The organism is Streptomyces sp. FIT100 (assembly GCF_024584805.1).
Classification (GTDB): Bacteria; Actinomycetota; Actinomycetes; order Streptomycetales; family Streptomycetaceae; genus Streptomyces.
Genome location: NZ_CP075715.1, coordinates 194,951 through 209,433 on the forward strand (window position 1 = coordinate 194,951; position 14,483 = coordinate 209,433).

At 72.6% G+C, this 14,483-nt stretch carries 12 protein-coding genes; 9 read left to right on the forward strand and 3 right to left on the reverse strand.

What is annotated here, in order from left to right; translation table 11 throughout:
• Nucleotides 1-362: 362 nt before the first annotated feature.
• Complete coding sequence (locus KK483_RS00805; protein ID WP_262002862.1) at nucleotides 363-1,337, reverse strand: LysR family transcriptional regulator; 975 nt, start codon at nucleotides 1,335-1,337, stop codon at nucleotides 363-365.
• A gap of 72 nt (nucleotides 1,338-1,409) precedes the next feature.
• Between KK483_RS00805 and KK483_RS00810 the strand changes: the two genes are divergently transcribed.
• The 4 genes from KK483_RS00810 (at nucleotide 1,410) to KK483_RS00825 (ending at nucleotide 5,727) form a co-directional block, all read left to right on the forward strand.
• Complete coding sequence (locus tag KK483_RS00810) at nucleotides 1,410-2,912, forward strand: aminotransferase class I/II-fold pyridoxal phosphate-dependent enzyme (protein WP_262002863.1); 1,503 nt, start codon at nucleotides 1,410-1,412, stop codon at nucleotides 2,910-2,912.
• A gap of 127 nt (nucleotides 2,913-3,039) precedes the next feature.
• Complete coding sequence (locus KK483_RS00815; RefSeq protein ID WP_262002865.1) at nucleotides 3,040-3,990, forward strand: ABC transporter substrate-binding protein; 951 nt, start codon at nucleotides 3,040-3,042, stop codon at nucleotides 3,988-3,990.
• Between the two features lie 49 nt (nucleotides 3,991-4,039).
• On the forward strand, nucleotides 4,040-4,963 hold the full coding sequence (locus KK483_RS00820; RefSeq protein WP_262002866.1) for an amino acid ABC transporter permease: 924 nt from the start codon (nucleotides 4,040-4,042) through the stop codon (nucleotides 4,961-4,963).
• Nucleotides 4,960-5,727: an amino acid ABC transporter ATP-binding protein gene (locus tag KK483_RS00825; protein ID WP_313877800.1), complete on the forward strand. Its 768-nt coding sequence runs from the start codon at nucleotides 4,960-4,962 to the stop codon at nucleotides 5,725-5,727. Before KK483_RS00820 ends, KK483_RS00825 begins: the two co-directional genes overlap by 4 nt.
• A gap of 106 nt (nucleotides 5,728-5,833) precedes the next feature.
• Here KK483_RS00825 and KK483_RS00830 read toward each other — a convergent pair whose 3' ends face one another.
• Entirely contained in the window at nucleotides 5,834-6,691 is an 858-nt protein-coding gene (locus KK483_RS00830; RefSeq protein WP_262002868.1) for a (2Fe-2S)-binding protein, read from the reverse strand.
• Between the two features lie 196 nt (nucleotides 6,692-6,887).
• On the opposite strand from KK483_RS00830, the gene KK483_RS00835 reads away from it, so the two are divergent.
• From KK483_RS00835 to KK483_RS00850, 4 genes are read left to right on the forward strand one after another with little or no spacing between them, the layout of a single operon-like run.
• The gene (locus KK483_RS00835) at nucleotides 6,888-8,087 is read left to right on the forward strand and encodes an acetyl-CoA carboxylase biotin carboxylase subunit family protein (protein ID WP_262002870.1); all 1,200 of its coding nucleotides are present in this window, start codon (nucleotides 6,888-6,890) and stop codon (nucleotides 8,085-8,087) included.
• The gene (locus tag KK483_RS00840) at nucleotides 8,084-9,844 is read left to right on the forward strand and encodes an IucA/IucC family protein (RefSeq protein WP_262002872.1); all 1,761 of its coding nucleotides are present in this window, start codon (nucleotides 8,084-8,086) and stop codon (nucleotides 9,842-9,844) included. The genes KK483_RS00835 and KK483_RS00840 overlap by 4 nt, the downstream gene beginning before the upstream one ends.
• Nucleotides 9,845-9,850: 6 nt before the next feature.
• Nucleotides 9,851-11,704 carry an IucA/IucC family siderophore biosynthesis protein gene (locus KK483_RS00845; protein WP_262002874.1) on the forward strand — a complete coding sequence of 618 codons (1,854 nt, stop codon included), beginning with the start codon at nucleotides 9,851-9,853 and terminating at the stop codon, nucleotides 11,702-11,704.
• Nucleotides 11,701-12,987 carry a type III PLP-dependent enzyme gene (locus KK483_RS00850; RefSeq protein ID WP_399012960.1) on the forward strand — a complete coding sequence of 429 codons (1,287 nt, stop codon included), beginning with the start codon at nucleotides 11,701-11,703 and terminating at the stop codon, nucleotides 12,985-12,987. Before KK483_RS00845 ends, KK483_RS00850 begins: the two co-directional genes overlap by 4 nt.
• 94 nt (nucleotides 12,988-13,081) lie before the next feature.
• On the opposite strand, the gene KK483_RS00855 is transcribed toward KK483_RS00850, so the two are convergent.
• Complete coding sequence (locus KK483_RS00855; RefSeq protein ID WP_262002876.1) at nucleotides 13,082-13,381, reverse strand: hypothetical protein; 300 nt, start codon at nucleotides 13,379-13,381, stop codon at nucleotides 13,082-13,084.
• 221 nt (nucleotides 13,382-13,602) lie between these two features.
• Here KK483_RS00855 and KK483_RS00860 point away from each other — a divergent pair, with 221 nt between their 5' ends.
• Nucleotides 13,603-14,394 (forward strand): VOC family protein, encoded by a 792-nt coding sequence (locus KK483_RS00860; protein WP_262002877.1) that lies wholly within the window; start codon nucleotides 13,603-13,605, stop codon nucleotides 14,392-14,394.
• Nucleotides 14,395-14,483 lie beyond the last annotated feature (89 nt).

Genomic DNA, 14,483 nt, shown 5'->3' on the forward strand with positions numbered 1-14,483 from the left:
CATCCGAGCCCGGCAAGATCCGAACGACAGGGCCTACGGAGTGTCTTCACAGTCCCGTCCGCCCGAAGGGCGGGCCCGGCGGCGTCTGGTGCGTGCGATCGCAAGGCGGAGGACGGAGTCCATGCGATGGGGGCACTTCCCGTGCCCGAAGAACCATGGGGGAGTCGGCGACCGACGACAACGCGGCGCGGGGCACGTCCCGTGCCCGAAGGCCACGGGGGACATAGGCGATCGACGACAACGCGGCGTGGGGGCACCTCCCGTGCCCAAAGAGCGACGGGGGGGCAGGGGCACCTCCCAGGCGCGAGCTCTGGGGCAGCGTGCCAGACGCCGCCGGGCAGACGGGACTGTGAAGACACTCCCTAGGCCCGGCCGCTGCCGGCGGCCGCTGCGCCGCCCGCGTCCGGATCCGTTGCGGCCTCGGGGAGTCCCCAGCGCCGACGGATCTGCGCGGCCTGCCGGGTGAGCGCCTCCAGCAGCTCCCGGGTGCTGCGGGCGGCGGTGGTGCGGAGCACCGCCACGCTGATCTCGCGGGCGAGCGGAGGCCCCGTCAGCTGCCGTACGGCGACGTCGTCGCGCGGGGTGCCGAGCGCGAGGCGCGGGACGAGCGCCACGCCCGTACCGGCGGCGACGAAGCCCTGCACGACGGCGTAGTCGTCGGTCCGCAGCGCGGTCACCGGCTCGAAGGAGTGCTGCGCGCAGGCCCAGGACAGCACGCGGTCGCACGGGTCGCGCGGGTCGGCGGCGCCGATCCAGTCGTCGTTCCGGAGCTCTTCGAGCGGTACGCGGTCCAGTCCTGCGCACCGGTGGTCCTCGGGCATGACGAGCAGCAGCGGATCGTGCAGCAGCGGATGGAGCTCGAAGTCGTCGTCGAGATCGAGGCGGTCCCCGGGCTGCGAGAAGACGAGAGCGGCGTGGAGTTCGCGTGCGCGCAGGCCCTTGAGCAGGGCCGGCAGCTCGCCTTCGGTGAGCGAGACGTGCACCCCGCCCTGGCGTACGGCCTTCACCGCCGGCGGCAGCAGCAGCGCACCCGCCGTGGGGAAGGTACCCAGATGCAGGGTGTACGTGCCGCGCTCGGCCAGGTCGCGGACCTCCCGCTCGGCCAGCCGGAGCCGCTCGATCACGGCCTCCGCGTGCGGGAGCAGCGCCGCTCCGAGCTCGGTCAGCGCGGCGCCGCGGGGCCCGCGCTGCACGAGGTGGGCGTCGAAGTGCGACTCCAGGACCCCGAGGTGGTGGGTGATCGTGGGCTGGGTGTAGTGCAGTGCGCGGGCCGCCGCGGCGAGCGAGCCCTCCTGAGCGATGGCCTTCAGCACCTGCAGCTGACGAAGGTCGAGCATATAGACAGTGTATGGAGGGTTGCAGGGAACTCATGTATTCCTCGATAGGCCGAGGGCTGCGAACCTCACCGGGTGAACACCAGAACCATCGCCGCACCCCCCGGACCGACGCCCGTCCTCGACCAGGACCGCGCCCCGTACGCCGAAGCACTCCAGGCGCACGCGAGCCGCAGCTGGGTACGGCTGAACGTCCCCGGACACTCGGCGGACACCGCCGGCTTCGCACCGCTCACCTCCCTGCTGGGGCCCGAGGCGCTGCGCCTCGACTTCCCGCCCCTGCTCGAGGGCATCGACCTCGGCACCTCCGCCCCGCTGCACGAGGCGCTCGCCCTCGCCGCGGAGGCGTGGGGGGCCCGGCGCACCTGGTTCCTCACCAACGGCGCCTCGCAGGGCAACCAGATCGCCTCGCTCGTGGCACCGGCGCTCGGGCGCACCCTGGTGGTCCAGCGCAGTGTCCATTCGAGCGTCATCGACGGACTCGTGCTGTCGGGGCTCGACGCCGCGTTCGTCCAGCCGTCGGTCGACGCGGACCAGGGCATCGCCCACGGGGTCACCGCCGAGGACCTGGCCGCGGCCCTTGCCGCACACCCGGACGCGGCGGCCGCGTACGTCGTCACGCCCAGCTACTTCGGCGCGGTCGCCGACGTGCGGGCGCTGGCCGACGTGGCGCACGCCGCCGGCGTACCGCTGATCGTCGACGAGGCGTGGGGCTCGCACTTCGGCTTCCACCCCGACCTGCCGGCGGGGGCGCTCCAGCAGGGCGCCGACCTGGTCACCTCCAGCACCCACAAGCTGGCGGGCAGCCTCACCCAGTCGGCGATGCTCCACCTCGGCCACGGCCCGTTCGCCGACCGGCTGGAGCCGCTCGTGGAGCGTGCGTTCCGGCTCGTCCAGTCGACGAGCGCGAGCGCGCTGCTGATGGCGTCGCTCGATGTGGCGCGCTCGCATCTGGTGCGGCGGCGGGAGGCCGTCGGCGCGTCGGTCGAGGCGGCGGACCGGGTGCGCCAGGTGATCAGGAGGCTCGGCCGGTACCGGATCGTCAGCGACGGCTTCGGACGGTTCCCCGACATCGTGGCGGCCGATCCGCTGCGGATCGCCATCGACACCCGTAGCGGCGGCATACCCGGTCACGAGGCCCGCCGGCTGCTGTCGCGCGACCACCAGATCATGGTGGAGGTCGCGACCGACTCCGCGATCGTCGCCGTGGTGGGCGCGGGCGCCGCTCCCGACACGGACCGCTTCATCGAGGCCCTGCACCGCCTGCCCGCCCCGCTGACCGGCCCCGGCCCGGACGTCGCGGCGCCGCTGCGGCTGCCGGCTCCCGGCCAGGCGCGGCTCACGGCCCGCGAGGCGTTCCTGCGTCCCGCACTCGTCGTGCCCGCGGCGGAGGCCGTCGGCATGGTCTCGGCGGACACCCTGGCCGCCTATCCGCCCGGCATCCCGAACGTGCTCCCGGGCGAGGTGGTCACGGCCGAGGTGGTCGACTTCCTCCAGCGCACGGCCGCCGCTCCCAGCGGCCATGTGCGGGGTGCGGTCGACGCCGAAGTCTCACGATTTCGTGTGGTAGCCCCCTGACGGGCGGTTCACCCACTACCCTCGCCTCACCCGCGTCAACTCCTCGCAGTTTCCGCCATTTTCCCTCCGTTTCCCGTCAGCTCCTGGCACCTCCCGTCACCTCCCGTCGACCCATGGAGAATCCACCATGACCGGACGCTTCGCCACCCGCCGAGCCGTGGCCGCCATCGCCGCCACGGGCCTCATATCCCTCCTCGCCGCCTGTGGCGACCAGACGACGAACGAGGGCTCCGGCAAGGGCTCGGCAAGCCCCGCCGCCCAGGCCGCGCCGCTCGCCGACAAGCTGCCCCAGGCGATCCGCGACAAGGGCGTCATCAAGGTCGGTTCGGACATCGCCTACCCGCCGGTCGAGTTCAAGGACGCCTCCGGCAAGGTCGTCGGTGTGGACCCGGATCTCGCGGACGCGCTCGGCAAGCAGCTCGGCGTGACGTTCAAGTTCGAGAACGGCACCTTCGACACCCTGCTCACGGGTCTGCGCTCGAAGCGCTACGACATCGCCATGTCGGCCATGACCGACACCAAGGACCGCCAGAACGGTATCGACTCCGCGACCGGCAAGAAGGTCGGCGAGGGCGTCGACTTCGTCGACTACTTCACCGCCGGCGTCTCGATCTACACCAAGAAGGGCGACGACAAGGGCATCAAGACCTGGGCCGACCTGTGCGGCAAGAAGCTCGTCGTGCAGCGCGGCACGGTCTCCGAGGACATCGCCAAGGCCGAGAACACCAAGTGCGAGAAGGCCAAGAAGGGCAAGGTCACGATCGAGGCCTTCGACAACGACCAGCAGGCCCAGACCCGGCTGCGCGCCGGCGGTGCCGACGCGGGCCTCTCCGACTTCCCGGTCGCGGCCTATGCCGCCAAGACGTCGGGCGGCGGCAAGGACTTCCAGATCGTCGGCGAGCAGGTCGAGGCGGCCCCGTACGGCATCGCCGTCGCCAAGAGCAACACCCAGCTGCGCGACGCCCTGCTGGCCGCCCTTGACGCGATCATCAAGAACGGCGAGTACGAGAAGGTCATCTCGGAGTGGGGCGTGCAGGCCGGCGCGGTGACCGAGGCCAAGATCAACGGCGGTCCGTGACAGTCCGCACCACGTCATCGAGCCGTTGAAAGGCAACACTCCCGTGTCAATGAACAGCGCCACCAAGACCACGGCTCCCGATGCCGGGCCGGAGGCCATCAAGGCCGTTCCGGTCCGGCACTACGGCCGCTACGTCGCCGCCGTCGTGGCGATCGCCCTGTTCGGGCTGATCATCTACGCCTTCTCCCAAGGCAAGATCAACTGGAACGCGATCCCCGAGTACTTCTTCGACAACCGCATCATCGAAGGCGTCCTCAAAACACTCCTGCTCACCGTCGCCTCCATGGCGATCGGCATCCTCGGCGGCATCCTCCTCGCCGTCATGCGCCTGTCGAAAAACCCGGTGACCTCCTCCATCGCCTGGTTCTACATCTGGTTCTTCCGCGGCACCCCCGTCCTGGTCCAACTCGTCGTCTGGTTCAACCTCGGCCTGGTCTTCGAATACATCAACCTCGGCCCCGTCTACCGCGACGAGTGGTCCGACTTCATGACCCCCCTGCTCACCGCACTCCTCGGCCTGGGCCTCAACGAAGCCGCCTACATGGCCGAAATCTGCCGAGCCGGCCTCCTCTCCGTCGACGAAGGACAAACCGAGGCCTCCCACGCCCTGGGCATGAGCCACAGCAAAACCCTGCGCCGCATCGTCATCCCCCAAGCCATGCGCGTCATCGTGCCGCCCACCGGCAACGAAGTCATCAACATGCTCAAGACCACCTCCCTCGTCTCCGTGGTCCAATTCTCCGAACTCTTCCGCCAGGCCCAGGACATCGGCCAAACCTCCGGCGCCCCCGTCGAGATGTACTTCCTCGCCGCCGCCTGGTACCTCGTCCTCACCTCCATCCTCAGCGTCGGCCAGTACTACCTCGAACGCCACTACGCCCGCGGCTCCAGCCGCACCCTCCCCCCCACCCCCTGGCAGAAGATCAAAACCAGCGTCTTCACCATGCGCCGCCCGAAGGGAGCCGCCGCATGACCACCACACCCATGGTCAAAGCCGAAGGCGTCCACAAGTCCTTCGGACACATCGAAGTCCTCAAAGGCATCGACCTCGAAGTCGCCCCCCGCGAAGTCTTCTGCCTCATCGGCCCCTCCGGCTCCGGCAAATCCACCTTCCTGCGCTGCATCAACCACCTCGAAAAAGTCAACGCAGGCCGCCTCTACGTCGACGGCGAACTCGTCGGCTACCGGCAAAAAGGCGACAAACTCCACGAACTCAAGGACAGCGAAGTCGCCCTCAAACGCCGCGACATCGGCATGGTCTTCCAGCGCTTCAACCTCTTCCCCCACATGACCGCCATCGAGAACGTCATGGAAGCCCCCGTCCAGGTCAAGGGCGAAACCAAATCCGTCGCCAGAGAACGCGCCGCCCGCCTCCTGGACCGCGTCGGCCTCGCCGACAAAGCCGGCAACTACCCCTCCCAACTCTCCGGCGGCCAGCAACAACGCGTCGCCATCGCCCGCGCCCTGGCGATGGAACCCAAACTCATGCTCTTCGACGAGCCCACCTCCGCCCTCGACCCCGAACTCGTCGGCGACGTCCTCGACGTCATGCGCGGCCTCGCCGAAGACGGCATGACCATGATCGTCGTCACCCACGAAATGGGCTTCGCCCGCGAAGTCGGAGACTCCCTCGTCTTCATGGACGGCGGCGTCGTCGTCGAATCCGGCAACCCCCGCGACGTCCTCACCAACCCCCAACACGACCGCACCAAAGCCTTCCTCTCCAAGGTCCTCTGACACACCCGCAGAACCACACACACGCCAAAGGGCGGGGTACGAGCGCACACAGCGCCCGCACCCCGCCCACCCGTTCGTCCGGGCGAGACCTCCGGGGACGGGGACCTCAGCCCTCGCCCTCAAGGCGGCGCAGCCGCTCGGCGTCGCAGACACGGGGGCAGGTGCCGCACGCCTCGGCCGGGCGGATCGTGTAGTAGAGGCAGCAGCCGCGACGCGTACGCGTCGGGTACGAGCGGCCGTCGCGGCCCGTCAGACGGCGGAAGTCCGCGCCGCCCGGGAACGGGGGTACGGGGCCCGGCAGCAGTTCCGAGGCCGCCCGTACGCCGTCCTCCTCGCGGCCCAGCATCCGGCCGAGGTACCAGAGGCCGGAGACCAGGTCGTCGCCGACCATGCCCCACAGGGCGTGCGGCCCCCGGCGCAGTCGGAGGGCCGTCGCCGCCAGCAGGGGGCGTACGAGGTCGGCGACCGCGCGGCGCAGTTCGTCGCGCAGCGCTTCCTCGTCCGGCAGCACGCGGGCGCCGGGCAGTTGGGCGGCCGGGTCGTCGGGGAGGCAGGCGAAGGCGCCGGGCACGATGAGGTACTCGCCCGCGGTGAGGCTGACCCGGACGTCCGCCGGGCGGACGCGCGGGACCCGGCGCTCCAGGTACCAGGGGCCGCTCATCAGCAGGCAGACGGACCAGAGGTAGTCGTGCAGCGCACGGGAGGCGACGACGTCGGGGCGGGCCTCGTGCCCGTACCGGTGACGGATGCGCCGGGACTCGGCGTCGAGGAAGGTGTCGAGAAGGTCCTGACGGGCCGCCAGTTCCGTGCCGTCGGCCCAGCCCTGGCCGGCCGGGGAGCAGGGTTCCGCCGTGTCCGCCCGCAAGGACGGGCAGAGGGCGGTGAGCCGCCGGTAGACCGATGCGAGCAGGGAGGCGCAGCTCACGGCGGTTCCGGCCGATGGACATGCCGGGGCCAGGGTCACGGACGCTCCTCAGCACATGAGCAAACAGGGGGGAGGGGTGAGGCAAGGCTCACCTTACCCATACGAAGATCCTTCCGCGTCAACCGGGGCCGTGTCGCGGCGAATTGACAGGTTTAGGCGTGCCTAACCTAAGCTCTCGCCACGTGTCCCGGATCTTCGCCGGGCCATGCACCCGGCTGCGCGGAAGTGATCCCTCATGCAGATGTACCTGCTTGCCCTCAACCCGACCGACTCGGTCACCGAGGGATTCCTCCCCGCCGCCCGCCGGATCGGCCTCGGCCTCACCGTGCTCACCGACCGGCCCGAGGCGCACCGGGCGGCCGCCGGCGCGGACGTCGAGGTCCTTGAGTGCGACGTCCGGGACTTCCACGCCGTGATCACCCGGATCTCGGCCCGTCGCCACGCGCCGGACGCCGTCTTCACCAACAGCGATCACCTCCAGACCCAGGCCGCCCTCGCCGCCGCCTACTTCGGCCTCCCGGCCAAGAGCTGGCGGGCGGCGCTGCGCACCAAGGACAAGGCGCAGATGCGCCGGCATCTGGCCGCCGCCGGTGCGGACACCGTACGGTCGGCCGAGCTCCACCCCGGCACGGACCCGGTCGCGGAGGCCGCCGCCACGGGCCTGCCCTACCCGTGTGTGGTCAAGCCGCGGGAGGGCGTGGCGAGCGAGGACGTCGTGCGCGTCGAGGGGCCGGGCGGGCTCGCGCGGCGCTGCGAGGAGATCCGGTCGCGCCGGCCGGGGGCGGTGCTGGTGGCCGAGGAGTACCTCCCCGGGGAGCTGTACACGCTGGAGACGCTCGGCGACGGCCGGGTACGCCATGTGCTGGGCGGGTTCCGCACCGAGCTGTCGCCACCGCCGTACTTCGTGGAGGAGCGGCTGAGCTACGTCCCGGAGCACCCCCGGGCCATAACGGACCAGGTGCTGGCCCAGCTGGACGCCCTCGGCGCCGGGTTCGGCGCGTGCCACACGGAGTTCGTGGTGCACGAGGGGCGGGCGCGCCTCATCGAGGTCAACTACCGCGCCATCGGCGACCAGTGCGATCTGCTCCTCGCCCAGTTGCTCGACATACCTCTCTTCGAGCACATTCTCCGTGTGCATCTGGGTGAAGAGCTGCCGGCGAAACTGGGGGCACGCACCGGCGTGGCGGCCCGGCTGGACTATCCGTGCGCAGACCGGGCCGGGACGCTGACCGCCGCCCCCGCCGCCGCGGACCTGGAGTACGGCGATGTGAAGCTGGCGTACCGGCCGCTGCGCGGGGTGGGCGAACGGCATGAACTCCACCGCACCAACCGCGACTTCCTGGGCGTCGTCCGGGCCACGGGCACCGACCAGGGCCGGGTGGACCGGGTGGTCGCCGAGTTCCTGGCCGCGCAGCGCTGGGAGATCACCCCGTGACGGCAGCGGCCGGCTCGGTGGACGCGGACCTGCTCCTACGCGTCCTGAGTTCCCTGCTGCGTGAGGACGTCGCCGGGCTGCGCACCCGCAGCACCGCGGTCGAGCGGCCCGACGGTACGTGGCTGCGGCTGGCCCCCGATGCGCCCGGTGACGCGCTGCTGCTGCCCGTACGGGAGGACGGCTTCCAGTGCGAGTGGGCCGCCCGGCTGCCCCTGCTGCTGGTCGAGTCCGCCGGTCCGCGGCCGGCCGTCGAACTGGCCGGCTGCGACGAGGTCCTGACCGCGCTGAAGGCGCTCGCCGCGCCCGAGGACCGACCGGGCTTCGACGCGTTCGCCGAGGAGTGCCGGCAGACGCTCGCCACGATGCGGCTGCATGCCGCGTCCGACGACGCGGTCCTGGAGCTGCTGGCCGCGCGCCATGGCGCCGACCCCGCGCACTGGACGGGACTCTCCGGCGGCCTGGCCCATGACACCGTCGCCGCCCGGCTCGACCACCCCGTCTATCCGACCGCGCGCGGCCGCTCCGGCCTGACCGGCGCGCACCTGCGGGCGTACGCCCCGGAGTTCCACCCCCGCTTCCCGCTGCGCTGGATCGCGCTGCCCCGGGAGGCGGTCACCGTCCGGGGTTCGGTCCCCGGCCCGCGTCCGTCGGCCCTCGGTCTGCCCGGGCGGCTCGACGGCAGCCATCTCGCGCTGCCCGTCCATCCGCTGACCGCTGCGGGCCCGCTGCGGGACGCGCTGCGCGCTGCGGGGCTCGACACCCGTGCCGTGCTCGCCGGGGAGCCGCACGGAGAGGTCGTACCGACCCTGTCCATGCGGACCGTGGCACCGGTGGACGAGCCCGGGGTCCATCTCAAGCTCCCCCTCGCCACCTCCACGCTCGGCAGACTCAACCGGCGCACCGTCAAACCCGGCACGCTCGTCGACGGAGCGGCGGCGCAGCGCCTGCTCCGCACGGTGATCACACGGGAGCCCCGCTTCCGCGGGAGTGTGCTGCTCGCCGACGAGAGCTCCTATGCCCACGCCGGCCATGAGCTCCTCGCCGTGCTCGTGCGCCGCTGGCCCCCGGGCCTGGAGGACGCGGTCGTCGTGCCGATGGCCGGGCTGCTCGCCCGGGCACCCGGCGGCCGGCTGGTCGTCGACCGGCTCGCCGACCGCTTCTACGGCGGCGATCCGGAGGCTCTCCTCGACACCCTGCTCGCTCTCCTCTTCGACTGGCAGACCACGCTCTTCGGGTACGGGATCGCCCTGGAGTCCCACCAGCAGAACGTGTCGCTGGTGCTCGACGAGCACGCGGGCCGGCCGCGGCTGCGCCTGCTGCTCAAGGACAACGACGGTCCGCGCGTCAACCGCGTGCGGCTGCGCGCCGCCCTCGGCGGAGAGTTGCCGGAGGAGTCCGCCTTCGACGACCCCCGGATATGCGGCGACGGCGATCGCCCGGTGGCCGATCTGTTCACCACCGTCACCGTCCATCTGTGCGCGGGTGCGTACGCGTTCGGGCTCGCCCGGCACGGCCGCGCCCCGCTGGACCGGCTGCTGCGGCTCGTGCGCGACCGCCTCGCCGAGGCCGTGGAGCGGCTCGGCACCCGGCCGGGCGAGCCAGGCGCCGTGCTGCGCGCACATGTGCTCGACGCACCGCGGTTGCCCGTCAAGGCCATGGTCACCGCGGGAACTCTGCTCACCAAGGAACGCTCGGGAGCGTCCGACATCAACAAGCACTACACGACCGGTCCCAACTACCTCCTGCGGGACGTGTGACCGGCGATGACCTCGACCCACTCCACCGTCCACCGATCCACCGACCGCCGCACCGCCGACCGCGGCACCGCCGACCGCCCCGGCGCACCGGCAGGACTGCCCACCGCCGACGAGGCGGTGGCCCACACGCTGCTCAACTGCCTGCTCCGCGAGGTGTCGGGGCCCGAGCGCCGGACCGCCGTCGTCGACGGCCATCTGCTGGTGCGGCTGCCGCGCCGCGGCGTCCTGCTCCGTGTCGCCCTGCGCCGTACGTCCCTGATCGGGGCCCACCGCTTCTCCGGCGCGGTCACCGAGCAGACCGACGACGGCTGGTCCGCGATCGGCTGGTCGCGACTGGCCGAGCATCTGCACGCGGAGCTCTCGCTCCTGACGGGTGCGGGCAACGACGAGTTCCTCGACCAGGTCGCCTCCAGCCACCGGGGCGTCGCCGCGGCGCTCGCCCTCCCCCGCCCCCGCCCGGCCACGGGCGCCGACGGGGATCCGATGACCGCGTATCTGGCCTCCGAGCAGTCCCTCGTCCTCGGCCACCGCTTCCACCCGACGCCCAAGGCCCGCGGCGGCGATCCCGCCGCCTGGTCGGCGTACGCGCCCGAGGCCGCCGCCTCCTTCCCGCTGCGGCTGCTCGCCGTACGCGACCACCTGGCCGTCGAGGGGTGCGCCGAGCCCGGCGCGCTCGCACCGCTGGACCGGCTGGGGCCGGTGCCCGAGGGGTACCGGCTGCTGCCCGCCCACCCCTGGCAGTACGCGCTGCTGCACGACCACCCGGCGCTTCGGGCGGCCCTCGGCAGCGGCGACGTCCTCGATCTCGGTGCGGGCCGGACGCCCTTCTCGGCCACCGCGTCGGTGCGCACGCTCTACGACGGCGACACCTTCCTGAAGTTCAGCCTCAATGTGCGCATCACCAACTGCCTCCGCAAGAACGCGCGTTACGAGCTAGAAGGCGCCGTCGCCCTGACCCGGCTGCTCGAACCGGTCTTCGCGGACCTGTCCCGCCGCTTCCCCGGCTGCGGACTGCTGCGCGAGCCGGCCTACCGCAGCCTCGCCCTGCCCGGCCCCGACGGGGGACCCGTGCCCGGGCTGCTCGAAGGCTTCGGCGTGATCGTGCGCGAGGGGCTCGGGCGCCATCTGCGCCGCGGGGTCACTCCGCTGCTCGCGGCCGCCGTCGCCGACGAGTACCCCACGGGGCCCGCCCAGGTCTCGCGGCTCCTCGCGGGCGCGGGCGCGGAGGCGGACGCCGGAGCGGTGCTGTCGTGGTGGCGCGCCTATCTGGAGTTGCTCGTTCCGCCCGTCCTGGCCGCGTACTTCGACCACGGGGTGGTCCTCGAACCCCACCTCCAGAACGTGCTGGTCGGAATGGACGCCGACGGCCGCCCGTCCCAGGTCCTCTTCCGCGATCTGGAGGGCACCAAGCTGCTGCCCGGCCGCCATGCCGCCGCGCTGTCGGCGCTCCCGGCCGAGGTGGCGGGCCCGTTGACGTACGACGCCGGGCGCGGCTGGGACCGGGTGGTGTACTGCCTGCTGGTGAACCATGTCGCGGAGCTGCTCGCCGCCCTCGCCGATCTGCATCCGGGCACCGAGCGGGCCCTGTGGTCCGAGGTCCACCGGGCACTGCGCACCTACGCCGACGCGTACGGCTGCCCGGCTCGGCTCGGCGCCCTGCTCTCGGGCGGAGCGCTGCCCGCCAAGGCCAATCTGCTCACCCGCTGGGCGCGCACGGCCGACCGCCAGGCCGGCTACGTCCGGCTGCCCTCCCCGCTGGCCCCCGACGCGCCGGCCAAAGCGGCCCGCCGGGAGACCCTGCGCCCCGACGGCATCCGCACCGACGCCCTCCGCACCCAAGGCATCCGGAGCGCCCGATGACCGGACCGACCACCGGGCCGACCACCGCACCGGCCTCCGGGCCGGCGCTCGTGGCGCCGTCGGACCCGCTCCTCACTCCCCCGGTCCGCGAACGCGCCATGTCCCTCGCCGCCGATGAGCTGCCCGCCTATCTGTACGACCTCGGCGCGCTGCGCGACCACGCGGCGGCCGTCCGCGCGGCGCTGCCCGAGCGCGTGGAGCTGTACTACGCCGCGAAGGCCAATCCCGAACGGGAGATCCTCACGGCGCTCGCCCCGTACGTGGACGGCTTCGAGGTCTCGTCGGGCGGTGAACTCGCCCATGTGTCCAAGGCCGTCCCGGACCGCCCGACGGCGTTCGGCGGCCCCGGCAAGACGCCGGCGGAGACGGCGGCCGCGCTGGCGGCGGGGGTGGAGCGGTTCCATGTGGAGAGCGCGTACGAGCTCCGCATGCTGGCGGAGCTCGCCGCCCGGGTGGTGCCCCGGGCACGCGTCGCGGTGCTGCTGCGGGTCAATCTGCCGCTCGCCGACGCGTCGCTCGCGGCGAGCGCGCTGTCGATGGGCGGCCGGCCGACGCCGTTCGGGATCGATCCCGACGACGCCGACGTCCTGGTGCGGCAGCTCACCGACGGCAGCTGTCCGCAGCTGGAGCTGCACGGCGTCCACGCCCATCTCGCCAGCGGCCTCGACGCCACGGCGCAGCTCGCGGTCGCCGAGTCCGTCGTCACCTGGGCCATGGGCCTCGCCGCCCGCCACCGCGTCACCCTGCGTGAGGTGAACATCGGCGGCGGCATGACCGTGGACTACGAGGACCCCCTGGCCCGGTTCGACTGGGCGTCCTACGGCGCCGGGCTCGCCCGCCTGGTCGGGGACCGGCCCGGGCTGCTGCTGCGCGTCGAACCGGGCCGCGCGCTGACCGCGTACTGCGGCTGGTACGCGACCGAGGTGCTGGACGTGAAGGGCAGCCGCGGCGAGGAGTTCGCGGTGGTGCGCGGCGGCACCCACCATCTGCGCACGCCGGCGACGAAGGGCCACGACCAGCCCTGTGCCGTGCTGTCCGTGGCCGACTGGCCCCATGCGTGGCCGCGGGCCGTGTCCCGGGGCGACCTGGTCACGCTGGCCGGTCAGTTGTGCACGCCGAAGGACGTCCTCGCCCGCCGGGTGCGGATCCCGGCGGGCGGGGTGCGGGCCGGTGACCGTGTGGTGTTCGCGCTCGCGGGTGCGTACGCCTGGAACATCTCGCACCACGACTTCCTGATGCATCCGCGGCCCGGCTTCCACTTCCTGGGAACGACCGGCGGTTGACGGCCGGGGCGGGCACCGGGTGGAGACAGGCGCCGGATGGGGGGCAGGCGCCGGATGCAGGCGAGCGCCGGGTGGCCGGGGCCAGGAGCCCGGCTCAGCGGTTGAAGTGGCTGAACCCCACCTCGTAGCGCTCGACGGAAACGATCCGCTGGCCCTCCCTGTGTGCGGTCTCCTCCCGGATCCGGCCGGCCCGCTCCTCACTGTCGAGCATGGCCTGCTCGTCCTCCCACAGGGTCAGCGACACCGCCTTCCCCGAGGCCCGGTCCACGAGGTAGTACACGCCCACGAAGCCGGGTACGTCCTGGACCTGCTTGACAACCGCTTCCGAACTCGCCGACAGGTCGCCCTCCGCGGGGACGGGTGACCCCTGATAGGTGCTCAGTCTCACGAACATGGCAGCACCCCTTTCTCGACGACCATCGGCCGGGCAGCCGGTGGTCCCCTGACCAGCGTGCCCCCGCGGGCTGCGGCCCGCATGCCGAGGGCCCACGGGCCGGGTGCCGCCCGGCTGCCCCGGGTTCCACCGGGCGTCGGCGGCAGGCGGTCGTGCCCGGCCCGGCGGCCAAGTCGGCGATATGGTGGCACGGTTCCACTTTGCGACTGCGATCGATGGGGATGGCTGCGGTGTCGACGTCGGATCCGGTGGTGTACGGCGCCCCGTGCTGGGTCAGCCTGGTGGCGCGGGACATCGCGGCGGCGCGGCGTTTCTACGCCGCCGTCCTCGGCTGGGAGTTCCACGGCGGCTTGCCGGGCGAGGAGTTCTCCGTCGCCCGTCTCCACGGCGTCCCGGTGGCGAGCATCGGCACTCTGGCACCGCGCGGGATCCCGGTCGCCTGGACGCCCTACTTCGCCGTCCCCGACGCCGGCGCCGCCGCCGACCGGATCCTGGAACGCTGTGCCACGGTCGCGGTCGGGCCGCTCTCCGTCGGCGCCGGCCGCGCGGTCATCGCCGCCGACCGGGACGGCGCGGTCTTCGGGGTCTGGGAGGGCGAGGTCGCCCCCGGCTGGAGGGTGGGGCCCGACGCGGCGCTGGCCCGGCTGGAGTTGCGCACCAGGGACGCCTTCGACGCGGCCATCTTCTATGCCGAGGTCCTGGACTGGGCCAAGGACGAGACCGGCTGCTGCCAGGTCGCGTACGAGAACGACCACGTCGTCCTGCGACAGGGCGGCACCGAGGTCGCGCGGCTGCGCGGCGGCGCGCTGGAAGAGGCCCCCGACCCCCATGTGCGGCCGCGCTGGGACGTGCACTTCCGGGTGGCCGATCTCCAGGCGGCCGTGGCGAGGGCCACCCGGCTCGGCGGCGTGGCCGTCACCACCGTGGACACCGGGCCGACAGGCCCGTCGGTCACGCTGCGTGACCCGGACGGCGGGCTCTTCACCGTGACAGCGGGTAGCGATCCGGTGTGACCCGTGTGATGGCCGCCGGTTGCGGGGGGTGCGCCCCCGGCTAGCATGGACCGTGGCCAGAATGGGGCATTTCCTCCCGAAGTAAGCCG